28 protein-coding genes and 1 pseudogene are annotated in these 23,060 nt (G+C 65.4%); 20 read left to right on the plus strand and 9 right to left on the minus strand.

Features of this window, described 5'->3' with window-relative positions; translation table 11 throughout:
* Positions 1-18: 18 nt before the first annotated feature.
* Positions 19-501 (minus strand): SspB family protein, encoded by a 483-nt coding sequence (locus D3876_RS04135; protein WP_119761015.1) that lies wholly within the window; start codon positions 499-501, stop codon positions 19-21.
* Between the two features lie 75 nt (positions 502-576).
* On the opposite strand from D3876_RS04135, the gene hisB reads away from it, so the two are divergent.
* From hisB to D3876_RS04175, 8 genes are all read left to right on the plus strand, one after another.
* A complete protein-coding gene (hisB, locus tag D3876_RS04140) occupies positions 577-1,173 on the plus strand; it encodes an imidazoleglycerol-phosphate dehydratase HisB (protein ID WP_119759798.1) in 597 nt (198 codons plus the stop codon).
* Entirely contained in the window at positions 1,166-1,786 is a 621-nt protein-coding gene (gene hisH / locus D3876_RS04145) for an imidazole glycerol phosphate synthase subunit HisH (protein ID WP_119759799.1), read from the plus strand. Before hisB ends, hisH begins: the two co-directional genes overlap by 8 nt.
* Complete coding sequence (gene hisA / locus D3876_RS04150) at positions 1,783-2,514, plus strand: 1-(5-phosphoribosyl)-5-[(5-phosphoribosylamino)methylideneamino]imidazole-4-carboxamide isomerase (protein ID WP_119759801.1); 732 nt, start codon at positions 1,783-1,785, stop codon at positions 2,512-2,514. Before hisH ends, hisA begins: the two co-directional genes overlap by 4 nt.
* The gene (gene hisF, locus D3876_RS04155) at positions 2,511-3,275 is read left to right on the plus strand and encodes an imidazole glycerol phosphate synthase subunit HisF (RefSeq protein WP_119759803.1); all 765 of its coding nucleotides are present in this window, start codon (positions 2,511-2,513) and stop codon (positions 3,273-3,275) included. Before hisA ends, hisF begins: the two co-directional genes overlap by 4 nt.
* Positions 3,276-3,453: 178 nt before the next feature.
* Complete coding sequence (locus tag D3876_RS04160) at positions 3,454-3,762, plus strand: PEP-CTERM sorting domain-containing protein (protein WP_119759804.1); 309 nt, start codon at positions 3,454-3,456, stop codon at positions 3,760-3,762.
* Positions 3,763-3,920: 158 nt separating this feature from the next.
* Positions 3,921-4,241 carry a phosphoribosyl-ATP diphosphatase gene (locus D3876_RS04165; protein WP_119759806.1) on the plus strand — a complete coding sequence of 107 codons (321 nt, stop codon included), beginning with the start codon at positions 3,921-3,923 and terminating at the stop codon, positions 4,239-4,241.
* Between the two features lie 4 nt (positions 4,242-4,245).
* Complete coding sequence (locus tag D3876_RS04170; protein ID WP_119759808.1) at positions 4,246-4,623, plus strand: histidine triad nucleotide-binding protein; 378 nt, start codon at positions 4,246-4,248, stop codon at positions 4,621-4,623.
* Positions 4,624-4,737: 114 nt separating this feature from the next.
* Positions 4,738-6,267, plus strand: coding sequence for an amino acid permease (locus D3876_RS04175; protein ID WP_119759809.1), 1,530 nt, complete (start codon positions 4,738-4,740; stop codon positions 6,265-6,267).
* A gap of 167 nt (positions 6,268-6,434) precedes the next feature.
* On the opposite strand, the gene D3876_RS04180 is transcribed toward D3876_RS04175, so the two are convergent.
* Positions 6,435-7,436, minus strand: coding sequence for an adenosine kinase (locus D3876_RS04180; RefSeq protein WP_119759811.1), 1,002 nt, complete (start codon positions 7,434-7,436; stop codon positions 6,435-6,437).
* A 113-nt stretch (positions 7,437-7,549) separates the two neighbouring features.
* Here D3876_RS04180 and D3876_RS04185 point away from each other — a divergent pair, with 113 nt between their 5' ends.
* Together D3876_RS04185 and D3876_RS04190 are read left to right on the plus strand one after the other, a co-directional pair.
* Positions 7,550-8,224: an EI24 domain-containing protein gene (locus D3876_RS04185; protein WP_119761017.1), complete on the plus strand. Its 675-nt coding sequence runs from the start codon at positions 7,550-7,552 to the stop codon at positions 8,222-8,224.
* A complete protein-coding gene (locus D3876_RS04190; RefSeq protein WP_119759813.1) occupies positions 8,221-8,580 on the plus strand; it encodes a hypothetical protein in 360 nt (119 codons plus the stop codon). Before D3876_RS04185 ends, D3876_RS04190 begins: the two co-directional genes overlap by 4 nt.
* Here D3876_RS04190 and queG read toward each other — a convergent pair.
* Positions 8,567-9,643 carry a tRNA epoxyqueuosine(34) reductase QueG gene (gene queG / locus D3876_RS04195; RefSeq protein ID WP_182911871.1) on the minus strand — a complete coding sequence of 359 codons (1,077 nt, stop codon included), beginning with the start codon at positions 9,641-9,643 and terminating at the stop codon, positions 8,567-8,569. The genes D3876_RS04190 and queG overlap by 14 nt on opposite strands.
* 157 nt (positions 9,644-9,800) lie before the next feature.
* Here queG and D3876_RS04200 point away from each other — a divergent pair, with 157 nt between their 5' ends.
* The 6 genes from D3876_RS04200 (at position 9,801) to D3876_RS04225 (ending at position 15,117) form a co-directional block, all read left to right on the plus strand.
* A complete protein-coding gene (locus tag D3876_RS04200) occupies positions 9,801-10,718 on the plus strand; it encodes an ABC transporter ATP-binding protein (protein WP_119759816.1) in 918 nt (305 codons plus the stop codon).
* Positions 10,715-11,944, plus strand: a complete 1,230-nt coding sequence (locus D3876_RS04205; RefSeq protein WP_119759817.1) for an ABC transporter permease — start codon at positions 10,715-10,717, stop codon at positions 11,942-11,944. Before D3876_RS04200 ends, D3876_RS04205 begins: the two co-directional genes overlap by 4 nt.
* Before the next feature lie 147 nt (positions 11,945-12,091).
* Positions 12,092-12,649 (plus strand): outer membrane protein, encoded by a 558-nt coding sequence (locus D3876_RS04210; RefSeq protein WP_119759819.1) that lies wholly within the window; start codon positions 12,092-12,094, stop codon positions 12,647-12,649.
* A gap of 201 nt (positions 12,650-12,850) precedes the next feature.
* Positions 12,851-14,095: a cytochrome P450 gene (locus tag D3876_RS04215; protein ID WP_119759821.1), complete on the plus strand. Its 1,245-nt coding sequence runs from the start codon at positions 12,851-12,853 to the stop codon at positions 14,093-14,095.
* A 72-nt stretch (positions 14,096-14,167) separates the two neighbouring features.
* Positions 14,168-14,650, plus strand: a complete 483-nt coding sequence (gene msrB, locus D3876_RS04220) for a peptide-methionine (R)-S-oxide reductase MsrB (RefSeq protein ID WP_119761019.1) — start codon at positions 14,168-14,170, stop codon at positions 14,648-14,650.
* Positions 14,651-14,670: 20 nt separating this feature from the next.
* Positions 14,671-15,117 (plus strand): nuclear transport factor 2 family protein, encoded by a 447-nt coding sequence (locus D3876_RS04225; RefSeq protein WP_119759822.1) that lies wholly within the window; start codon positions 14,671-14,673, stop codon positions 15,115-15,117.
* Positions 15,118-15,138: 21 nt separating this feature from the next.
* Here the strand turns inward: D3876_RS04225 and D3876_RS04230 are convergent, their stop codons facing one another.
* The 4 genes from D3876_RS04230 to D3876_RS04245 are packed head-to-tail and all read right to left on the minus strand — an operon-like array spanning position 15,139 to position 18,857.
* Positions 15,139-15,900: an isocitrate lyase/PEP mutase family protein gene (locus D3876_RS04230; protein ID WP_119759824.1), complete on the minus strand. Its 762-nt coding sequence runs from the start codon at positions 15,898-15,900 to the stop codon at positions 15,139-15,141.
* A gap of 29 nt (positions 15,901-15,929) precedes the next feature.
* A complete protein-coding gene (locus tag D3876_RS04235; RefSeq protein WP_119759826.1) occupies positions 15,930-16,490 on the minus strand; it encodes a C97 family peptidase in 561 nt (186 codons plus the stop codon).
* 37 nt (positions 16,491-16,527) lie between these two features.
* On the minus strand, positions 16,528-18,075 hold the full coding sequence (locus D3876_RS04240; RefSeq protein WP_119759827.1) for an ABC transporter permease/substrate-binding protein: 1,548 nt from the start codon (positions 18,073-18,075) through the stop codon (positions 16,528-16,530).
* Positions 18,072-18,857 (minus strand): ATP-binding cassette domain-containing protein, encoded by a 786-nt coding sequence (locus D3876_RS04245; RefSeq protein WP_119759829.1) that lies wholly within the window; start codon positions 18,855-18,857, stop codon positions 18,072-18,074. Before D3876_RS04245 ends, D3876_RS04240 begins: the two co-directional genes overlap by 4 nt.
* Positions 18,858-18,958: 101 nt before the next feature.
* On the opposite strand from D3876_RS04245, the gene D3876_RS04250 reads away from it, so the two are divergent.
* Positions 18,959-19,753 carry an SDR family oxidoreductase gene (locus tag D3876_RS04250; protein ID WP_119759831.1) on the plus strand — a complete coding sequence of 265 codons (795 nt, stop codon included), beginning with the start codon at positions 18,959-18,961 and terminating at the stop codon, positions 19,751-19,753.
* A 3-nt stretch (positions 19,754-19,756) separates the two neighbouring features.
* On the opposite strand, the pseudogene D3876_RS04255 reads toward D3876_RS04250, so the two are convergent.
* A pseudogene (locus D3876_RS04255) lies at positions 19,757-20,059 on the minus strand (4a-hydroxytetrahydrobiopterin dehydratase); the annotation flags it as partial.
* Between the two features lie 171 nt (positions 20,060-20,230).
* Between D3876_RS04255 and D3876_RS04260 the strand changes: the two are divergent.
* Genes D3876_RS04260 through ccmB form a run of 3 tightly spaced genes read left to right on the plus strand, consistent with a single transcriptional unit; the run spans position 20,231 to position 21,860 of the window.
* Positions 20,231-20,635, plus strand: a complete 405-nt coding sequence (locus D3876_RS04260) for a metallopeptidase family protein (protein WP_119759834.1) — start codon at positions 20,231-20,233, stop codon at positions 20,633-20,635.
* Positions 20,632-21,216, plus strand: a complete 585-nt coding sequence (gene ccmA, locus D3876_RS04265) for a heme ABC exporter ATP-binding protein CcmA (protein WP_182911926.1) — start codon at positions 20,632-20,634, stop codon at positions 21,214-21,216. The genes D3876_RS04260 and ccmA overlap by 4 nt, the downstream gene beginning before the upstream one ends.
* Positions 21,213-21,860 (plus strand): heme exporter protein CcmB, encoded by a 648-nt coding sequence (gene ccmB / locus D3876_RS04270; RefSeq protein WP_119759838.1) that lies wholly within the window; start codon positions 21,213-21,215, stop codon positions 21,858-21,860. Before ccmA ends, ccmB begins: the two co-directional genes overlap by 4 nt.
* A 268-nt stretch (positions 21,861-22,128) precedes the next feature.
* On the opposite strand, the gene D3876_RS04280 is transcribed toward ccmB, so the two are convergent.
* Positions 22,129-22,992 (minus strand): class I SAM-dependent methyltransferase, encoded by an 864-nt coding sequence (locus D3876_RS04280; RefSeq protein ID WP_238475233.1) that lies wholly within the window; start codon positions 22,990-22,992, stop codon positions 22,129-22,131.
* Positions 22,993-23,060 lie beyond the last annotated feature (68 nt).

Genomic DNA, 23,060 nt, shown 5'->3' on the forward strand with positions numbered 1-23,060 from the left:
CGCCAGGACGGCCCGGGATTATTTCTTGCGGCTGAAATCGACCGCGACGACGTTCGACCCGTCCTCGATGGGCTCGGCGGACGGGCGGTCGTTGCCGGGTTCGTCGTGCGGCTCGGGTTCGGCGTCATCGCCCTGCGCCTGGAACTGGAGCGCGAAATTGACCGCGGGATCGACGAAACCCGTCACCGCCGCGAAGGGAATGGCGAGCTTTGCGGGCACCTGATTGAAGCTGAGGCCGACCTCGAAACCCTCCTCACCCACTTTCAGGTCCCAGAATTTGTTCTGGAGGACGATCGTCATCTCGTCGGGAAAGCGCTCGGTCAGGTGCTTCGGAATCTCGACTCCGGGCGCCGCGGTCTTGAACGTGATGTAGAAATGGTGCTCGCCGGGAAGGCCGCCGGAATGCGCCACCTCGCCCAGCACGCGGCCGACAACGGCACGCAACGCCTCCTGGACGATCTCGTCATAGGGAATCAGGCTGTCGGGCGTATCGTCGCTCATGCCGCCTTGGTGAACGTTGACGCTCGCCCGGTCAAGAGATTGCGCCATCGGAAAAGCGCGCTTATGGGGCGGGTCATGCGCACCGCCACCATCCGCCGCGAAACCAAGGAGACCTCGATCGAGGTCGCACTGAACCTGGACGGTACCGGGTTCTACGAGATTTCCACGGGCATCGGCTTTCTCGATCATATGCTCGAACAGCTTTCGCGGCATTCGCTGATCGACCTGCGCGTGAAGGCGGTGGGCGACCTGCACATAGACCAGCACCACACGACCGAGGACGCGGGTATCGCGATCGGCGAGGCGGTTTCGCAGGCGCTGGGCGATCGTAGAGGAATCACGCGCTACGGCACCGCCTATGCGCCGATGGACGAGACGCTGACGCGCTGCGCGATCGATATTTCGGGACGCCCCTTCCTCGTGTGGAAAGCCGAGTTCAGCCAGACTCGGCTGGGCGAGATGGACACCGAGCTGTTCGAACACTGGTTCCACAGCTTCGCCGGATCGGCGGGAATCACGCTGCACCTCGAGTGTCTTTACGGGCGTAATAACCACCATATCGTCGAGAGCAGCTTCAAGGCGCTCGCGCGCGCTCTCCGGCAAGCGGTCGAGATCGACCCGCGCAAGGCCGATTCGGTCCCCTCGACCAAGGGGACGCTGGGCGGTGGCTGATCGGGTCGCGCTGATCGATTACGGCGCGGGCAATCTCCATTCGGTTCATAATGCGCTCCGGGCCGCGGGGGCATCCGATGTTTCGGTTACCGCCGATCCCGAAGCAGTGCTCGCTGCCGATCGCATCGTGCTGCCCGGCGTTGGCGCCTTTGCCGCCTGCGCATCGGCACTGAACGCGATCCCAGGCATGCGCACTGCGCTCGATGAGGCAATGCTGAAACGGGCCCGGCCCTTTCTGGGTATCTGCGTCGGCATGCAGTTGATGGCGACGCGCGGCGACGAATTCGGGGGAGAAACGGGGCTGGATTGGATTCCCGGCACCGTCCGGCTGCTGCGCCCCGCCGATCCCGCGCTCAAGGTACCGCACATGGGCTGGAACGACGTGACACCCGCGACGCCGCACCCGCTGATTACGGCCGGTGAGGCCTATTATCTGCACAGCTTCGTCTTCGACGCCGTCGAGGCGTCGCAGGTCGTCGCGGTCAGCGATCATGGCGGACCCGTGACCGCCGCGGTCGCGCGAGATGCGATGATCGGCGTCCAGTTCCATCCCGAAAAGAGCCAGCGTTACGGGCTCGATTTCCTTGCGCGTTTCCTGGAGTGGCGGCCATGAGCCTGATTGTGTTTCCCGCGATCGACCTGAAGGCGGGACAGGTGGTCCGCTTGGCCGAGGGCGATATGGACCGCGCCACCGTCTATGGCGACGACCCCGCGGCGCAGGCCCTGCTCTTTGCCGAGGCCGGCGCGGGGCACCTTCATGTCGTCGATCTCGACGGCGCATTCGCGGGGGGCTCGGTCAATGGCGACGCGGTCAGGGCGATCGTCGAGGCCTTTCCGGGCCATGTTCAGCTCGGCGGCGGCATCCGCAACCGCGAATCGATCGAACGCTGGTTCGATCTCGGCGTCGCGCGCATCGTGATCGGCACGGCTGCGCTTGAAAATCCCGATCTGGTGCGCGAGGCCGCGCGCGACTTCCCCGGCGGCATCGTCGTCGCGGTCGATGCGCGCGATGGCATGGTCGCAACCAAGGGCTGGGCCGATGTGTCCGACGTGTCGATCGTCGACATGGCGCGGCGCTTCGAGGATGCGGGCGTGGCCGCGCTGCTCTACACCGATGTGGGCCGCGACGGGCTGCTCAAGGGCTGCAATGTCGAGGCGACGGTGGACCTCGCACGGGCGACCGATATCCCGGTGATCGCCAGCGGTGGCGTCGCGGGGATCGGCGATATCCGCATGCTCGCCATCCATGCCAAGGATGGAATCGAGGGCGTGATAACCGGCCGCGCGCTTTATGACGGACGGCTCGACCTGGCCGCTGCACTGGCGGTGGCGGCGCTGTGAGCGTCCGCGCGCGCGTAGTCCCCTGCCTCGACGTCAAGGACGGGCGCGTCGTCAAGGGCGTCAACTTCGTCGACCTGAGGGACGCCGGGGATCCCGTCGAAGCCGCGCGCGCCTATGACGCCGCGGGCGCGGACGAACTGTGCTTCCTCGACATTTCTGCAAGCCATGAGGGGCGCGGCACGCTGATCGACATGGTGCGCCGCACCGCCGAGGTCTGTTTCATGCCGCTGACCGTGGGCGGCGGGGTGCGCAGCCCCGAGGATGCACGCGCGCTTCTGCTCGCGGGTGCCGACAAGGTGGCGGTCAACAGCGCGGCGGTCGCGCGGCCCGAGGTCGTGGCCGAGATCGCCGAACGCTTCGGCAGCCAGTGCATCGTCGGATCGGTCGACGCGCGCCGTGTCGCCGATGGGCGCTGGGAGATCTTCTCGCATGGCGGCCGGCGCGAAACGGGGATCGACGCGGTGGAACATGCGGTGCGGCTGGCGGAACTCGGCGCGGGCGAGTTGCTCGTCACCTCGATGGACCGCGACGGCACGCGCGATGGCTATGATCTGGCGCTGACGCGCACGATCGCGGATGCGGTGACCGTTCCCGTCGTCGCGAGCGGCGGCGTGGGGGCTCTCCACCATCTGGTCGAGGGCATTGTCGAAGGTCATGCGAGCGCGGTGCTCGCCGCCTCGATCTTCCATTTCGGCGAGGCGAGCGTCGCCGACGCACATGCAGCGCTCGCTGCCGCAGGGATCCCCGTGCGCACGAGCTAAGGGATTAGATCCGCGCGATTTTGCATCGTGGTTAATGTCGAGCGGCTTTACATTAACCATGACAGCTCGCGCTTCATTAACCATCACATCGCCGACGACATGCGGCCTGCAACCCAATTGGCAGGCTCCTTGCTGCTTTCGGGCACATATGGAGCGAGAGCCTGAGGGGAATAGTTCGATGTCGATCATGCGTGTTGCACTTGTTGCGTCAGCGATTGCGCTGGCTGTCTCGGCTCCAGCCTATGCGGGACGGGGTGGTTCTTCGGGCGGCTGGGGCGGTTCGTCGGGCGGCCACAGCTCGTCAGGCGGCTGGAGTTCCAGTGGCGGTTCCTCGGGTGGGCATAGCTCGTCGGGAGGATCTTCGTCCTCGGGCGGAACGCAGGTGCCCGAGCCCGCCGATTTCGCGCTGTTCGCGATGGGCGTCGCCGGCCTGCTGATCGGCCGTCATGGCAGCCGCAAGCGCCGCAAGAAGACCGACAGACCTTGATCGTTTCAGGCTGATTTAGCCTGAAACGTGAATCAAGGTCTCAACCATTTGAAGCGAGCCTGATTCACGCTTTCGGCAGAAGCGCGCAGCGCTTCCGCCTCAACCGATCAGGCTCGAAGCCGCTTGACGCGCAAAGCATGGCCGCGCCATGTGCGGCCATGGCCGATACGCTTCAAAAGCTCGAAACCGTGATCAGGGAGCGCCGGGTCGGTGACCCGGCGCTTTCCTACGTCGCAAAGCTGACCGCGAAGGGCCGCCCCAAGATCGCCCAGAAGCTGGGTGAGGAAGCGGTCGAGACCGTGATCGCGGCGCTTTCGGGCGACCGCGCCGCGACGACTTCCGAAGCTGCGGACCTGATCTTCCACCTGGGCGTGCTGCTCGCCGATCTCGACCTTTCGTTCGATGACGTGCTCGCAGAGCTCGAGCGGCGCGAAGGCATATCGGGGATCGCCGAAAAAGCCGACCGCGCAAAGGACTGACCGCATGCCGATCGACGCCACGCAACCTTATGACAATCAGAACATCTTCGCGAAGATCCTGCGCGGCGAGATCCCGAGCAAGGCGGTGTACGAGGACGACTATGCCTATGCGTTTCACGACATCAATCCGCAGGCGCCTACCCACATCCTCGTGATCCCCAGAGGCGCCTATGTCTCGTGGGACGACTTCTCGGCACGCGCATCCGACGCCGAAATCGCAGGGTTCATCCGCGCGGTCGGACATATCGCGCGCGAGAACGGTCTCGTCGCGCCCGGATACCGGCTGCTCGCCAATGCCGGAATCAACGCGCATCAGGAAGTGCCGCACCTCCACGTCCATATCTTCGCCGGACGTCCGCTCGGCCCCATGCTGGCAAGATAAACTGGTCCACCGCGAAGATCGGCTATTGCGCGCACGAAAATTGCGTTTACGCTCTCGGCCTTCAAAATCCACGGGCTGAACAGGGGCAGCCCGGTTTCGAGGGGACGTTTCTGCATGATATTCGGGCGCGTTAAGCCGCTAGATGCCATTCTTGCCACAGCCGAGAAAAAATCACTCCACCGATCGCTTGGTGCCTTCCAACTCACCATGCTCGGCGTCGGCGCCGTCATCGGCACGGGCATCTTCGTCCTGACCGCCGAAGCCGCGCAGAAGGCGGGCCCCGGCATGATGATCAGCTTCATCATCGCTGGTATTGTCTGCGCGGTCGCAGCGCTCTGCTACGCCGAAATGGCGTCGATGGTGCCGGTTTCGGGATCGGCCTATACCTACAGTTATGCAGTGATGGGCGAATTGCTCGCCTGGATGGTCGGCTGGGCGCTGATCCTCGAATATGCGGTCGCTGCGGGCGCGGTTTCGGTCGGATGGTCCGGATATATGATCGGGATCATCGAGAACGCATTGCACATAGACGTGCCCAATGCGCTCGTGCTCGGGCCCTATGACGGCGGCATCATCAACCTGCCCGCGATGTTCATCGCCGGTCTGGTCACCTGGCTGCTCGTCATCGGCACCAAGGAAAGCGCCACGGTCAACGCGATCCTCGTGATGATCAAGATCACCGCGCTGACACTCTTCGTCGTGCTCGCGCTGCCCGTGATAAAGATGGAGAATTTCGAGCCCTTCGCGCCGCTCGGCATGGCCGGCATCTCCGCGGCGGCAGCCTCGATCTTCTTCGCCTATGTCGGCTTCGACGCGGTCTCGACCGCGGCGGAAGAAACCAAGAATCCACAGCGTAACATGCCGATCGGCCTGATCGGCTCGCTCGCGATCTGCACGATCTTCTACATTCTCGTCGCGGCGGGCGTGATCGGCAGCGTTGGCGCGCAGCCCGTTTCCGACGCCGCAGGCAACGCCTATGCGGCAGGCAGTCTCGAGCTCAGCAAGGCGTGCGCCGCGATGGGCGACAATGCCGTGGTCTGCTCCAAGGAAGCGCTGGCCTGGACGCTCAGGAACATCGGCTGGACCCAGATCGGCAACCTTGTCGGTCTGGCCGCCACGATCGCGCTGCCCTCCGTCATCCTGATGATGATGTTCGGCCAGACGCGCATCTTCTTCGTGATGAGCCGCGATGGACTGCTTCCTGCGGTATTTTCGAAGGTTCACACCCGTTTCCACACCCCGCACGTGATCACGATCATCACGGGCGTGTTCGTGGCGCTCTTTGCGGCCTTCTTCCCCGTCGGCAAGCTGGCCGACATCTCCAACTCGGGCACGCTGTTCGCCTTCGCCATGGTTTCGATCGCGGTGATGGTGCTCCGCCGCACCGATGCCGGCCGCACGCGTCCGTTCCGCACGCCGGCGGTCAACATCGTCGCGCCGATCTCGATCGCGGGCTGCGTGTATCTGTTCTGGAGCCTTTCGGTCGATACCAAGCTGATGTTCATCGGCTGGGCGGCGGTCGGCCTTGTCGTCTATTTCCTCTACAGCCGCTCGCGCAGCCATGTCGGCCGGGGTGTTGTGGAGGTGCACGAGACCGACGCGGATGCACCCCCGCCGCCGGTGCCGCCCGTGCCCGAACTCTGATTACTCGCTCAGTGCTCCTGCGAAAGCAGGAGCCCATGCCGGCGGGCGTTCATCGCGTCACATATGGGCTCCGGGTCAAGCCCGGAGCACTGAAACGAGTTCGACAGGCGGACACAAAAAAGGGAGGCAACCGCCTCCCTTTTTCTTTTGCTTTGAAGCGCGCCGGATCAACCCAGTCGGCTCTCCACCAGCGCCTTCAGATCGACTTCGGGACGCGCACCATAATGCGAGATGATCTCTGCGGCGCAGATCGCGCCCATACGCAGGCTTTGCTCGATTGAGCGGCCCTGCGCCTGGCCCGTGAGGAAGCCCGCGGCGAACAGATCGCCCGCGCCCGTGGTGTCGACAACCTTGTCGATCGGTTCTGCACCAACCGCGAAGCGCTGACCTTCGCAGATCGCGATCGCGCCCTTTTCACTACGCGTGACGACGAGCACGCGGACCTGCGGCGCTACAGCCGCCACCGCCGCCTCGAAATCGCTGAGTTCGGTCAGCGAGGTGATCTCGGCCTCATTGGCGAAGAGAATGTCGACATCGCCGTTTGCGATCAGCTCACGGAAGCTGTCGCGGTGGCGCGAGATGCAGAAGGTGTCGGAGAGCGTGAAGGCGACCTTGCGCCCCTTGCCGTGTGCGATCTCGATCGCGGCGCGCATCGCTGCGCGCGGCTCCTCGGGATCCCAGAGATAGCCCTCGAGATACAGGATCGCGCCGTTTTCGATCATCGCGCGGTCGAGCGCCGATTCGGGCAGGAACTGCGAAGCGCCCAGATAGGTGTTCATCGTACGCTGGCCATCGGGCGTGACGAGGATGAGGCAACGCGCGGTCGAGGGCTCAGTCTGCTCACGCGGCGCGGTCGTGAAGGCGACGCCCTGCGCACGGATATCATGCGCGAAGACCGCGCCGAGCTGATCGTCGGCGACCTGACCGATAAAGCCCGTCTTGCCGCCGAGTGCTGCAATGCCCGCAACGGTGTTGGCGGCCGAACCGCCGCTGACCTCGCGGCCCACGCCCATCTTGGCGTAGAGCGCCTCGGCCTCTTCGGTCGAGAAGAGGAGCTGCATCGTCCCCTTGGCCATGCCCTCTTCGGCGATGAAGGCGTCGTCGGCCTGGGCGAGGACGTCGACGATGGCATTGCCGATCGCGACGATGTCGAGTTGCGGATCGCTCAAGAAACACTCCTGGCTGGAAAATGTCGGGAAGAATGCGCGCCGCCCTAATGGGAGCGGAGGGCCGACGCAACCGCGATTGACGCGTTCGGGCAGGCTCGGCCATGGTTGCACGCATGATCCGCGCTTTCACGCTCTCGCTCGGCCAGCTCTTCGACCCCGCGATCCTGAAGGTGCTCGCGAAAGTGGTCGCGCTGACGCTCATATTGTTCGCGGTGCTTGGCGCGGTGCTGTGGTGGTCGGCCGGCGCACTTGCCGCGCATTATGGCTGGGCCCAATGGTCGGACTGGGCCGAAGCGGCGGCGGTGGTCGTCGCGCTGATCGCGGGCTGGCTGCTATTCCGCGTCGTCGCGATCGCCGTGCTCGGGCTGTTCGCCGATGCCGTGGTCGAGGCGGTCGAGCGCAGAGATTATCCGCAGGCAGTGGCCGGTGCGCGCGCGCCAGGGCTCGTGCGATCGGCGCAGCTCGGGCTGGCTTCTGCGGCACGCGCGCTGCTGTTCAACCTGCTTGCGCTTCCGCTCTACCTGATCCTGCTGGTCACAGGCGTGGGCACGGTCGCGCTGTTCGCGGGGGTGAACGCGCTGCTGCTGGGACGCGATCTTGGCGAAATGGTCGCGGTGCGCCACCTGTCCACGCCGGCGACACGAGACTGGCTTCGGACGACGCGCGCGTCACGCTTCATGCTCGGGCTTGTCGTGACGGGGCTGTTCGTGGTTCCTGTCGCCAACCTGTTTGCGCCGATCCTTGGTGCGGCTATGGCAACGCATTTGTTTCACGGGAGAAAATCATGAGGGTAGCGGGGTGGATCATCGCGGGCGCATTGACGCTGGGCGGGTGCGCGACGGTGCCCGCGTCCAAACCGGCCGCGGGGCCCGCGCCCAAACCCTTTGCCGGAACACAGGGGCTTCAGCAGGTCATGGGGCAGAATGCGCGGACGCTGACGATGCTGTTCGGCCAGCCCGCGCTTGACGTGCGCGAGTTCAACGCGCGCAAGCTGCAATTCGCGGGGGGCTCGTGCGTTCTCGACGCCTATCTCTATGCAAAGAAGAAGGGGCAGGAACCCGTGGTGACGCATGTCGATGCGCGGCGCACCGACGGCGCCGATGTCGACAAGGCGGCGTGCGTCGCGTCGCTCAGCCGGAAATAGCCAGCGCGTCGGCCTTGTACGCAAAGCGCTCTGGCGCCAGCCGCGCCGCGGCCCAGAGCGCTGCGTCGCTGACCGCCGGATCGGGATCGTCGAACAGCGGCATGAGCCGATCGAGCAGCGCCGGCTCGCCGCTGTTGCCCGCCGCGAGCGCGGCATTCCGGACCATACGGTCACGCCCGATGCGCTTGATCGGCGAGCCTGCAAAGACCTGACGAAAGGATGCGTCGTCGAGCGCCAGCAGATCCGCAAGCGCCGGCGCAACCAGCTCGGCACGCGGCGCGAAGGCAAGATTGGCGGCAGCGGACGCCGCAAATTTGTTCCAGGGGCAGACGGCGAGGCAATCGTCGCAGCCATAGATACGATTGCCAAGCGCGGCGCGGAATTCGAGCGGGATCGGTCCCTTGTGCTCGATCGTGAGGTAGGAGATGCAGCGCCGCGCATCGACGCGGTAGGGCGCGGGGAAGGCGTCGGTGGGGCAGGCCTGCTGGCAGGCCGTGCACGAACCGCAGCGGTCGCGCCCCGCCGCATCGGGCGCGAGCTCAAGCGTCGTGTAGATCGCGCCGAGGAAGAGCCAGCTTCCGTCGCTCTGGCTCACAAGATTGCTGTGCTTGCCCTGCCAGCCGATCCCGGCGGCTTCGGCGAGCGGCTTCTCCATGACCGGCGCGGTGTCGACGAACACCTTGAGTTCGCAGCCGGCGCGCTCGACGAGCCAGCGCGCGAGCTGCTTGAGCAGCTTCTTCACGACGTCGTGATAGTCGGCGCCCTGCGCATAGGCCGAGATGCGGCCGATCGTTCCCTCGCCTTCCAGCCGCAGCGGGTCATTGGCGGGGGCGTAGCTCATCCCCAGCATGATCACCGAGCGAACCTCAGGCCACAGCCCCGCCGGACTCCCGCGTTGCTCCGCCCGGCTTTCCATCCAGATCATGTCGCCATGACACCCTTCGGCGAGCCAGGCGGCGAGCCGCGCCGCGGTCCGTGGTGCGGCATCGGCGCGTGCGAACCCGCACGCCGCAAAGCCAAGCCGCGCGGCCTCTGCCTTTATCGCTGTCTCAAGCGTCTGCATTGGTCGCCTTGCTGTCAGGCGCAGCTCCTCTTCGCGCCTTTTGAACCCTTAATATAGGCGCGCGGCGAAAGGGAATCGAAAGCTGTGCTGCCGCAAACAATCGGTTGAAGGCCGTAGCACGGCACACTAGGACACAGTGAGTTGCGTGGGGGAGTTGATGTCGGATGATCCGGTGGTCCGCGCGACGGACCTCAGCAAGTTCTTCAACGGACGCCTCGTGGTCGACGGCATCGATCTCGAAGTCACCAGAGGCATGATCTATGGCGTGCTCGGCCCCAATGGCGCGGGCAAGACGACGACGCTGCGCATGCTGCTCGGTATCCTCGAACCCGATCGCGGCAGCCGCGCGATCTTCGGCAACGCCAATCCGCGCGCGGAGGGCGACCGGATCGGCTATCTTCCAGAGGAGCGCGGGCTCTATCCGCAGATGAAGGCGCGCGAGGCGATCGCTTTCATGGGGGCGCTCCGCGGCCTCGGCTGGAAGGAGGGGCGCGTGCGCGCCGCCGAGATGCTCGAGGCGGCGGGGCTCGGCCATGCGGTCGACGCGAAGATCCGCAAACTCTCCAAGGGCATGGCGCAGCTCGTCCAGCTCTTGGGATCGATCGTCCACCGACCCGATCTGATCGTGCTCGACGAGCCCTTTTCGGGGCTGGACCCGGTCAATCAGGAGCGTCTTGAGGCGCTGATCCAGGCCGAACGCGCACGCGGCGCAACCGTGCTCTTTTCGACGCACGTGATGGCCCATGCCGAGCGGCTGTGCGACCGGCTCGCGATCATCGCGGGCGGCAGGCGGCGGTTCGAGGGGACCGTGGACGAGGCGCGCGGGCACCTGCCGATGCGCGCGCTCTATACGCCGCGCAGCAATGCCGCGGATCTCGCTACATTGCTGCCGGCCGATGCCGAGAAGCTCGGCACGGCGTATCGCTTCACGCTGCCGCACGAAGGGATCGAACCCTTGCTCGAAACGCTGATCGCCCGAGGGCACGGCATTGCGGGGCTGTCGATCGAGCGACCCGGATTGCACGACGCCTTCGTCAAGATCGTCGGCGACACGGCGCGCGAGGTGCAGCCATGAAGCGGCTGATCCGCCAGACCGCGGTGATCGCGCGGCGCGACTTCATCGCGACGGTGGCGACGCCCACCTTCCTGCTGTTCCTGATGGCGCCCTTTTTCATGCTCGCATTCGGGCTGGCCGGCGGGCTGGGTGCTTCGCAAATGTCGCAAGGCCCCGCAGTAGCCGCCGAGATCGTCGCACTGGTTCCGAAGGAGGAAGCCGGAAAGCTGATCGCAGCGGACCGCGCACTGCGCGCCATCTACCGATCCGACCAGGCGCCCCCGCCGTTGCGAATACATCCGGCCGCAGGCGCCGAAACGCACGCGCGAGCGCAGGCGCTGTTCAAGCGAAGCGATGTCCAGACCTATGCGGTCCTCTATGGCCCGCTCGACCAGCCGTCGATCCTGAGCGCACCGGGCGGCGGGCGGACCGCGGCCTATCTCGGCCAGCTCGCGGAGAATGTACTCCGCGACGCGCGCGGTGGCATCGCCCCCGGCGAAAGATTGAGCCATGCGACGGTAACCGCGATCGACGCGCCCGCTCCGTCCCCCAGGGCCGCGCGACAGGGAATCGGATTCGCCGCCGTCTTCACGGTCTTCTTCCTGACGCTGCTGCTCGCCGGTCAGGCGGTGGGCATGATGGCCGAGGAAAAGGGCAACAAGGTGATCGAGATCCTCGCCGCCGCGGTGCCGCTCGAGGCGGTGTTCCTTGGCAAGCTCATCGGCATGTTCGGGGTCGCGCTGCTCTTCATCGCCTTTTGGGGGGTTCTCGCATTGCTGGGGCTCAGTCAGTTGCCCGCCGACGCTCCCTCGATCGCCAGTCTCAACCCCGCGATCGGCATGCCCGCTTTCGTCCTGCTCGCGGCCGCCTATTTCACTATGGCCTATCTGCTGCTGGGCGCCGTATTCCTCGGCGTGGGCGCACAGGCGGCGACCGTGCGCGAGATCCAGATGCTCTCCCTGCCGATAACGATCTTTCAGGTCGCGATGTTCGGGCTGTCGTCTGCCGCGGCGTCCAACCCGGGAAGCACGCTGGCGCTGGTGGCGGAGACCTTCCCCTTCTCATCGCCTTTCGCGATGGCGGCGCACGGCGCGACCGACGCGCGGGTCTGGCCGCATCTGCTCGCGCTCGGCTGGCAATTGATCTGGGTAGCGCTCGTCATCACGCTTGCGGCGCGGATGTTCCGCAGAGGCGTGCTCAAATCTGGGTCGGGGCCGTTGTTCGGACGAACCAAGGCCGCGGCTTAGCCAGAGCGCCATAGGATCGGACAGATGCAAAAATTGCATTCGTACGCGCTCAGAATTAATCCTCGGTGGCCATTGTAACCGATCGGTACGCCCCCTAGATCGTCGCTACCCCGTTCGGGGAAACATTAGATAAAACAAGGAAATACGATGTTGCGTAAGATCATTCTTGCGGCGTCCGCGCTCGCCTTCGCCACAGCCGCTCATGCCGGCACCGAGACCGGCCCCTATGTCGGTGTCGCAGTCACGGTGGATGCCCCCAATGCCGACGTCCAAGGCCTCGACAGCATTGGTTCGACGGGGGTCGGCGGCTCGGCCTATGCCGGCTATAACGTCGCACTGGGCAATGGCTTCTTCGTCGCACCCGAGGCAAATATCGACCTCAACACCGCCGAGGCACGGCTGACCAGCGGCACCGACTCGTTCCGGCTCAAGTCGCGTTGGGGCTGGGGCGTCGGTGCGCGCGCAGGCTATGATATTTCCGACAGCACCGCGGCCTATGTCCGCGCGGGCTATGCGCGCAACCAGATCAAGACCATCGAGAACGACGTCTCCGACAAGTCGTGGGGCGAAGGCATCCGCGTCGGCGGCGGCCTCGAAACCCAGGTCGCGCCGCACGCCAAGCTCCGCGCCGAGTATAACTACTACAATTACGAACGGGGCTTGAGCAGCACCCAGGGCCTGCTGGGTATCTCGTACGCCTTCTGACCCCCAGAGACGATAACCGCGCACCGCTCCCTCCCCCCGGCAGTGCGCAGAAGAAGGGAACCGGAACACAGATTCCGGTTCCCTTTTTTATCTGCGGCGCACCGACCCATCGATTCGACGACGGGTCATTGACAGCCCTGTTAATAGTGGCATTCTGCAACTGAACTGCGCCGGGACGGGCGCGGACAGGAGAGACGCACCATGGCAAGTGTAGCACGCGAGGCCGCAGCGCCCGCGACCGCCGATTCGCTCGACGTCAGCCGCGCCGAACTCTATCGCGATCATCAATGGCAGGAGCCCTTTCGCCAGCTCCGCGCCGAAGCGCCCGTCTATCGCTGCGAGAACAGCGCGTTCGGCGCCTATTGGTCCGTCTCGACCTACAAGCCGATCGTCCATGTCGAGTCGCTGCCCGAGCTTTTTTCCTCGTCATGGGAGTATGGCGGGATCACGATCGCCGACCCCGCAGAAACCGTGAACTTCATCATGCCGATGTTCATTGCGATGGACCGGCCCCAGCATACCGCGCAGCGCCGCACGGTGGCGCCCGCCTTCACACCGAGCGAGATGGTGCGGCTGAACGAGTCGATCCGGCAGCGTACCGGCGAGCTGCTCGATTCGCTCCCATGGGACACGACCTTCGACTGGGTCGATACCGTGTCGATCGAACTGACCACGCAAATGCTCGCCACGCTGTTCGGCTTTCCGTGGGAAGACCGGCGCAAGTTGCCCTATTGGTCCGACTGGGCGGGCAATATCGAGCTGGTGCACAATGAAGAGACACGTCAGCAACGGCTCGACGTGCTGTTCGAGATGGCTGCCTATTTCAAGCGGCTGTGGGAAGAGCGCGCAAAGGCAGCACCCGGCCCCGACCTGATTTCGATGATGATCCATTCGGACGCGATGAGCCACATGGATCAGAACGAGTTCATGGGAAATCTCATCCTGCTGATCGTCGGCGGCAACGACACCACGCGCAACACCATGACGGGCATGGTCTGGGGGCTCTCACAATTCCCCGACGAGCGCGCGAAGCTCGAGGCCGATCCGTCGCTGATCCCCAATGCGGTGTCGGAGATCATCCGTTGGCAAACACCGCTGTCGCACATGCGCCGCACCGCGACCGAGGACACCGAGCTGGAAGGTCAGAAGATCACCAAGGGCGACAAGCTGATCCTCTGGTACATCTCGGGCAATCGCGACGAAAGCGTGTTCCCTGAGGCCGACAAGCTGATCGTCGACCGCGAAAATGCGCGGCGGCATCTGGCGTTCGGTTACGGCATCCACCGCTGCGTCGGCGCGCGGCTCGCGGAACTTCAGATCACGATCCTGCTCGAGGAAATGGCGAAGCGCCGGATGCGCGTCGAGCCGATCGCCGATCCCGAACGTGTGGCGGCCTGTTTCGTCAATGGATACAAAAAGCTGCCCGTCCGGATCACGCGCTATTGAGCGCACGGAGCGGTGGCCAATGCCGCTGATGCGCCCTATCTACGGAATCTACCGTCGAAGGGAGCAATGCCCATGACGATCCATCGCCGTGCCGTGATCGGCTCCGCCGGCCTGTGCGTTCTTGCAGGTGGCGCATTCGGCTTGCGCGTGCTTGCCGCTCCCACGCGCTATGAGGTCAGCTACAGCGAGGCCGAGTGGCGCAAGCGGCTGACGCCGCAACAATTCGCGGTACTTCGCAAGGCGGCGACCGAACGCGCCTATACGAGCCCGCTCGACAAGGAGAAGCGCGCGGGCACTTTCATCTGTGCAGGCTGTGGGCTGCCGCTCTATTCTTCGAAAACCAAGTTCGAGAGCGGCACTGGCTGGCCGAGTTTCTGGCGGCCGCTTCCCAATGCGGTCGCGACGAGCACCGACTGGAAGATCGGCGTTCCACGCACCGAGGTGCATTGCCGCCGCTGCGGCGGGCATCTGGGGCATGTGTTCGACGACGGGCCGCGGCCCACGGGCAAGCGCTACTGCATGAATGGCGTGGCAATGAAGTTTGTGCCCGCATAGCGCACGGAGGGAGAAAGGATATGCGTCGTTGGGCGATGGCGGGGTTGGCCGCGCTGCATCTGATGGCGCCGACCATGGTTGCGGCCGATGGGCTTGCCGCCAATGTCGCAGAGCTTCGCGCCTTTGCCGATCGCTTCGATCAGGCGCAAATCGCGGGCGATGGCGCGGCGCTCGACCGCATGGTCTCCGACGACCTCGTCTTCATCGCCGGATCGGGGCAACGGCTCGGCAAGACCGATTTCATCGCGGGCTGGACCGAGCCGGGGACGCGCTATGAACCCGTGACGCTCGAGGATCGGGTCATCATGCCGCTGGGATCCGATGCTGGAATCGCGAGCGCAGCGGTGACGATCAGAGGCGTGTCGGACGGCAAGGCCTTCGCCAGCCGGATCCGCTTCGCCGACACCTTCCACCGAATCAATGGCGAATGGCGCGCCGTGCACATCCAGGTGACGAAGCTGCCCTGAGCCTGATGATTTGAACCGAACTCAGGCGAAGGCGGTTTTGGCCGCGTCGCCCAGCGCCTTCATCGCCTGCCGATAGGGGCCGGGCCCGTGGCTGACGCGCGCGACGCCGAGTTCGCCCAGCCGCTTGGCATCGGGAACGCCCGGAAACGCCATGATGTTGACGGGAAGCATAGTGGCGGCGCAGAGCCGCGCGATCAGTTGCTCGTCCATCAAGCCCGGCGCGAAAAAGCCGCTCGCGCCTGCATCGCCATAGGCGCTGGCGCGTTCGATCGCGGCATCCAGCATCGCGGCGTCGTGCGTTTCGGGGTTCGCCTTCAGGAAGATGTCAGTGCGCGCATTGATGAAGAAGTCGCCGTCCGTCCGCGCCCGGATCGCTGCGATCCGCGCAGACTGATCGGCGACGCTGTAAAGCCCCTCGCCACCGACGATCTGGTCTTCGAAATTGATGCCCACCCCGTCTGCGGCGGAGACCCAGGCGGCATTGTCCGCAACATCGCTCGGCTCAGTCGCATAGCCGCCCTCGAAGTCGAGCGTTACGGGCAGGTCCACACTGGCTGTGATCCGCTTCAGATTGGCGATCGAATCAGTCATCGGCAGCGCCTCGGCATCGCTCAGTCCGTGCGCCGCAGCGACCGACCAGCTTCCGGTCGCGAGCGCCTTTGCGCCGGCATCCGCAACGGCCTTTGCCGAACCCGCGTCCCAGATGTTAAACAGAATGAGCGGGTTGCCCTTTACATGCAGCGCGGCAAACGCGCGCGCCTTTTCGCGCTGACGGTCGTTCATCGGGACTCTCCTTGTGTTGCGTCCGCCGACTAGCGGGTCGTGGCTCGGGACGCTTCCTGTTTCTTGCGCTCAACAACCCGAAGGTCGACGAGTTGGGGGTTCAGCCGCTGGACCTCGTCGAGATAGCTGCGCGGCTTCTTCATCAGCTTCTTGGGGAAGGTGACGTTGAGGCCGATCGCCTGCGCCGCCTCGCCCGTGAAATGGACGCAGTTGGAACGATTCATGTCATAGCTGTCGCCCGCCGCATTGCGCCATTTTTCGACGACGCCGAGGATTGCGCGATATTGTTCGTCGGTGAGCGTGAGCGAGAAGTGCGCGGTCGAGTGCGCGACATAGCCGGGTTTTGCGATATCAATACGGCCGGGCACTGATCCGAAAAGTATGGCTGGACCGATCGTCTTCGCGGTGAAGCCGTAATTGGTGTCGACGACCTCGCCGCCCTCGATCGTCGTCCCCTTCAGCGTGAAAAAGGCGTGCGGGAAATGATCGTCGAGATCGTGCGAATAGAAGGTGACGACCACCTGCGCCGCGGCGGGTGATGCGAGATTGAGGAGCAGGAAGAGGATCGGGGCAAGAATAAGCCTGTACACGGTCAACCTGTTGTCTGCTCGCAAACCGACTGATCTATTAGCGATGTGCCAAGGCGCCGTCGAGCCAGAGTGCGGCCTCGGCGGCACTTTGTTGTCCGGAATCGCTGCGGTCTACCCGGTAATTGGCCTCGCGCATCCGTTCGACGGGGATCGCACCGATCAGTGGGCGAAGCGCCGCCTGAAAACGCGCATCCTGCGAAAAACGCGAACCTGCGAGCAACAGCGCATCATAGCCCGGAATGGCCGCCTTGGGGTCGGTGAGGACGGTCAGTCCCAGCGCCGCGATGCGGCCGTCCGACGAAAAGGCGGAGATCGCGCCCACCTGCCCGCTTTCGAGCGCACGGTACATGAAGGTCGGGCTGTACGCGCGCGTCGCTGCAAAATTGAGCGGATAGGCGCGCCGGACCATGGCCCATTCGGGGCGTTCGAGGAATTCGAGATCGCTGCCAAGCGTCATTGCGGGCGCGACGCGGACCAGATCGTCAAGCGTGCGCAGCTCCAGCCGCCGCGCATCCGCGCCCCGTACGGCAAAGGCATAAGCATTCTCGAAACCGAGCGGACCAAGCACGCTCACGCCCCGATCACTGGCCGCCCAGCGCGTGATCTCGCCGATCATGGCAGCGCGCGGCGACGTGTCGGCGCGGCGCATCTCATTGGTCCACAGCGTGCCCGCATAATCGACATAGACGTCGATGTCCCCCGCCGCGAGCGCGCGGAAGATTACCGCCGAACCCAGCCCTTCGCGGTAGCGCACCGCATAGCCCGCCGCCTCGAGCCGGCGACCGATCAGCCGCGCGAGGATATATTGCTCGGAGAAGTTCTTTGCGCCGATGGTGACGACCGGCCGCGACGGCGCGGGGGCGAATGCGGGCCACGCGGCGGCCATCACGCCCGCGAGCAACAGGCCGAGCGCGGCGAACCCGGTGCCGCGACGACGATCGCGAACGGCGCGCTCGACCAGACCGAGAAGACCATCGACGACAAGCGCAAGCACTGCCGCCGCGACGCAGCCGACGAGCACCAGCACCCAGTTCTGCGTCTGCAGCCCCGCAAAGATCAGATCGCCAAGACTGGGCTGGCCCACCGTTGTAGACAGCGTTGCCGCGCCGATCGTCCATACCGCGGCGGTGCGGATGCCCGCCATGACGACGGGAGCCGCGAGCGGCGCCTCGACCAGCCGCAGCTTCTGCGCCGACGTCATACCGACCGCATCGGCCGCCTCGATCACCGCCGGATCGATCCCGACCAGTCCCGTCACGCCGTTCCTCAGGATCGGCAGCAGCGCATAAAGCGCAAGCGCGAGCAGCGAAGGCAGGAAGCCAAGCGCAGGGATGCCCCCGCCCACCAGCGCCGACAGCATCAACAGCACGGGGTAGAACAATGCCAGCAACGCGAGGGCGGGGATGGTCTGGACGAGGCTGGCAAGCCCAAGCACCACACGCGCCAGCGCTGGTCTTCGCGCCGCCACGATACCCAGCGGCAGGCTCGCGGCAAGCGCGAGCAGCAGCGCTGCGCCCGCCAGCACGACATGCGCGGCGAGAAGCTCGGGCAACCGTTCCAGCGCTGATCGGAGCCCTTCGTTCACCCGCGCGCCTCGGCGAGCTGCCTCAGCCTTTCAGCTTGCTCGCGCGGAATCGCAACAAGCGCGTCAGCGATCGCACCCGCGCGCCCGGCGAGCAGATCGTGCGGACTGGCATCGGCGACGATCGCGCCTGCCTCCATCACGAGCACCCGGTCCGCGAGCAGCAGCGCCTCGGCCATATCATGCGTGACCATGATCGTCGTGAGCCCGAGCCGGTCGTGAAGCGCGCGTACTGCGCGGCCGAGCTGATCGCGCGTCACCGGATCGAGCGCACCAAAGGGCTCGTCCATCAGCAGCAGCCCAGGCGACAAGGCAAGCGCCCGCGCAACGCCGACGCGCTGGCGCTGTCCGCCCGAAAGCGCATCGGGCATGCGCACGGCGAAATCGTCCGGCAGGCCGACCAGATCGAGCAGTTCCTCAACCCGTCCGTTGGTGTCGCGCCGCTCCAGCGTCAGGCCGATCGCGATATTCTCGGCGACGGTCATGTGCGGGAACAGCCCGATGCTCTGAAAAACATAGCCGATGCGCCGGCGCAGCAGGTGCGGCGGCGTTGCGGTGACGGCCGCGCCATCCACCGACACCACGCCGCGATCGGGATCGACCAGCCGGTTGATCGTCTTGAGCAGTGTCGACTTGCCCGATCCCGATGCGCCGACCAGGGCGATGAAACTGCCCCGCACAATGTCCAGCGTTACCGAAGCCACAGCGGGCGGAGCATCGCCATAGGCTTTTGACACCGCGTCGAAGCGGACCGCTGCGTTGTCGATGACGGCCGGCGGGATCATTGCACGCCTTATAGAGTCCGCCACCACCCCTTCGTCAAACCGAGCTTTCCGTTTACGTAATCGTTGGCTATGCCCGTCCGATAGAAAAACGGAGGGGCGGCATGGCAAGCAAGGCGATCTTCATCACCGGTGGCGGGTCGGGAATCGGGCGCGCGGCCGCGCAGCATTTCGCAGCGCAGGGCTGGTTCGTCGGACTTGGCGATGTCAACGAAACGGGGATTACCGAAACCGCGGCACTGCTGCCCGCCGGCCGGTCGAGTTGCCATCGCATGGACGTGACCGACCGTATGCAGTGGAAGGCAGCGCTCGACGCCTTCATCGCCGCAAGCGGCGGCAGGCTCGACGTGCTGTTCAACAATGCCGGGATCGCACGCGGCGGTGAATTCGCGGTCTGCGATCCGGCGGACAGCGATCTGCTGGTCGAGATCAACCTGAAAGGCGTGATCAACGGTGCGCATGCCGCGCTGCCCTATCTCAGCGCGACGCCGGGTTCGTGCCTGCTCAACACCTGCTCTGCGGCGGGGCTCTACGGCGGGCCGGGGCTTGCCGTCTATGCCGCGACCAAGTTCGGCGTGCGCGGGCTGACCGAAGCGCTCGACATCGAATGGCGGCCTTTGGGCGTCAAGGTTCGCTCGATCATGCCGAGCTTCATCGACACGCCGCTGCTCGATGTGGTGACCGCGGGCTCCAACGCCACCGCGCGCGACAATGTCCGCGACGCCGGGCTCGAATTCACCCCCGTCGAGATTGTCGCGCAGGCGGCGTGGGATGCGGTTCACGGCGACAAGGTTCATGTCGTCGTCGGCAAAACCGCCAGATCAATGGCCTTCGCCGCGCGCTGGATGCCCGGCATGCTTCGCAAGAAGCTGGGCGCGCGGCTCGGGGGCACGCAATAGCCGCTATTCGAGCAGCGCCTCGATCGCCTCGGCCATCTCGACATCGCGCTCGGAGAGCCCACCCGCGTCGTGCGTGGTGAGCAATATCTCGACGCGGTTGTAGACGTTGGACCATTCGGGATGGTGATCGGCCTTTTCCGCGAGCAGCGCGACGCGCGTCATGAACGCGAAGGCTTCGGAAAAATCGGCGAAGGTGAAGGTCCGCGTGATCGCATCGCGCGCCTCGTCGAAATCCCAGTCGGGCAGTCCGTCAAGCGCATCGGCGCGTTCGACATCACTCAATTGATCGACCATCTTGTTCCCGTTCTGCTGTCGCTGGCGTTGCGCCTGCTTCCTGGTCTAGACCTTGATCGGTTCAGGCTGAATCAGCCTGAACCGTGAATCAAGGTCTCAACGATTTGAATAGAGCCTGATTCACGCTTTCAGTGGAAGCGCAAAGCGCTTCCACCTCAATCGATCAGGCTCTATGTCGCAGCGATGGCAGGCAAAGGTCAATCGCAGAGCTACGCGCCGACCGCGGCGGACATGGAGGCGCTGGCGCGCGACGCGATGGCGCGGCTGCCCGATCCGTTCGGCGGCTTTCTGGCGGGCGTGCTGCTGATCGTCGAGGATTTCGCGGAAGACACGATCCTCAGCGAAATGGGCATCGAGGATCCGTTCGAGCTGACCGGCCTCTATACTGGACGCCCGGTCGGCGAGCCTGCGGCAACGGGCGACATGCCAGCGACCATCCATCTCTATCGCCGGCCATTGCTTGAGGAATGGATCGAGACGGGCGTGTCGCTCGAGGCGCTGGTGACGCATGTGATCGTCCACGAGGTCGGGCATCATTTCGGGCTGTCCGACGACGACATGCACGCGCTGGAAGACGCGGCAGAGTGACGGGCGCCGCGCTGGCGTTCGACTCGGTCGCCTGCCTGCGCGGCGGCCGGCTGCTCTTCGAAGGCCTGAACTTCGGGCTTGGTCCGGGCGACGCAGCGCTCGTCATCGGTCCCAATGGCGTCGGCAAATCAAGCTTGCTGCGCCTCGCCGCCGGGCTGCTCGCGCCCGCCGCCGGCACGATCCGACGCGAAGGGCGACTCAGTCTCGCCGATGAGAATTCCGCGCTCGACCGCCATGTGACGCTGGCGCGCGCGATCGGCTTCTGGGTCGGTCTCGACGGCGGCGAAGTGTGCGATGTGGCGCGCGGCCTGGCGGCGATGGACCTCCTCCATCTGAGCGAGGTGCCGGTGCGCATGCTTTCCACCGGTCAGCGCAAGCGTGCGACGCTGGCCCGCGTCATTGCCGGCAATGCACCGCTCTGGCTGCTCGACGAACCCGCCAACGGCCTCGACACCGCCTCGCTCGAACGGCTTGAGGCGGCAATGGTGGCACACCGGCAAAGCGGCGGAATCGTGCTTGCCGCATCGCATCAGCCGCTCGGCCTGATCGGCGCGCAGACGCTCGCGTTGACGGCGGCATGAACGCGTTTCTGCTTCTCGTTCGACGCGACCTGGCGCTTGGCTACCGTGCCGGGGGCGCGCTGCTTCCCATCGCCTTCTTCCTGCTCGTCGCGACGCTGTTTCCCTTCGCAATCGGCCCCGACGCCAAACTGCTCGCGCGGACCGGCGGCGGCGTGCTCTGGGTAGCGGCATTGCTCGCCGCGCTGCTGCCCGTCGACCGGCTCATCGCGCCCGATCGCGATGCGGGCGTGCTCGACCAGATCGCCACGCGCGGCATCAGCGACGAGATCGTCGCGCTCGCCCGGATCGTGGCGCACTGGCTGAGCTTCGGTCCGCCGCTGATGATCGCGGCGATTCCCGCGGCGGCGCTGCTGCGACTCGAAGGCGCCACGCTGGCAAGGCTCGAGGCCGGACTGGCGATCGGCACGCCCGGACTTGCTGCGCTGGGGCTGATGGTGAGCGCGCTCACCGCTGGACTCCGCGGCGCAGGAGCACTTGCCGGACTGCTGATGCTGCCGCTTGCAGTGCCCGTGCTGATCTTTGGCGCGGGATCGCTGACCGATGAATCGGGCAGTGGACTGAAGCTGCTTGCGGCAGCGAGTCTGTTGCTCGTGGCGATCGCACCGTTCGCCGCAGCCGCCGCGATCAGGGCCGGGCGCGAGTAGCAGAATCCCCTTCCGTTCCCGTTGCGCGGGGGTGCGCCTTCGGGCACGCTGCGTGAAAATCACAACGGAACGGGGTCCGCAATGACTGGGAACTGGATATGCACGGGCGCGGCGCTGCTGATCGCAGCCGCCATGGCGCTCATTGCCTTTTCGCTGGCGCAAGCCGTCGAAGGACTCGGCGTGATGTTCGTTGTCATCGCCTCGGGCTGCTGGGTGGCCTATAGCGCCGCCCGCCAGCGCCGCCACGAGCGGGATTGCGCGCTCCGCTCTAGCAGCTCCAGCGCGCAAAGATCGCGGTAGGCAGCAACAGGCCGCGCGCCTCTTCGCGCACCGCGAGTTCGCCGGCCTCGACCGTGCCCGGCAGATCGCCCATCGCCTGGCGCATAAGCTCGCCGATCGCGAGCGCGGACATGCGGACCGCATAGACCGTCAGGAAGCAGAAACGGCTATTCTCGTCGAGAAGCTGGCGGCAATCGGCGATGAGGCCTGGCAGACCTTCTTCGAGCTTCCAGACCTCGCCTTCAGGGCCGCGGCCATATTTGGGCGGGTCGAGCAAGATGCCGTCGTAGCGCCGCCCGCGCCGCACCTCGCGCGCGGTGAACTTGGCAGCGTCGTCGATGATCCAGCGCACGGGCTTTTCGGCGAGCCCCGACAGCACTGCATTCTGCCGCGCTGCCTCAACCGACTTCTTCGACGCGTCGACATGCACCATCGACGTCCCCTTCGCCGCCATCGCGAGCGTACCCACGCCCGTATAGCCGAACAGATTCATCACCGAGGGCGACGTCATGCCGTCAACGCGTTCGCGCATCCAGCCCCAGACGGGCGCCATATCGGGAAAGAAGCCGAGATGACGGAAAGGCGTGCAATTGGCGGTGAAGCGGACATCGTCCCACATGAGCGGCCAGCCCTCGCGCGGTACGGGCTTCAGATATTCCCAGCGACCGCCGCCCTCCTCGTCCGAACCCGGCACGAACTCGGCGTCCGCATCCCAGTCATCGGACGCCGGCGCCCACATCGCTTGCGGCTCGGGGCGGATGAAGCGGAAGCGGCCATAACGCTCGAGCTTGCGGCCATGGCCCGAGTCGACGAGCCCGTAGTCGGGCCAGGGCTCGCCAATGAGCGTGGTCAAATTCTGTTCCAAGATCACCTTTCCGCTCGTCCTGAGGAGCCGTTGAGCTTGGCGAAACGGCGTCTCGA

Origin of the sequence: Sphingomonas cavernae (genome assembly GCF_003590775.1) — a bacterium.
Taxonomy (GTDB): Bacteria; Pseudomonadota; Alphaproteobacteria; order Sphingomonadales; family Sphingomonadaceae; genus Sphingobium_A; species Sphingobium_A cavernae.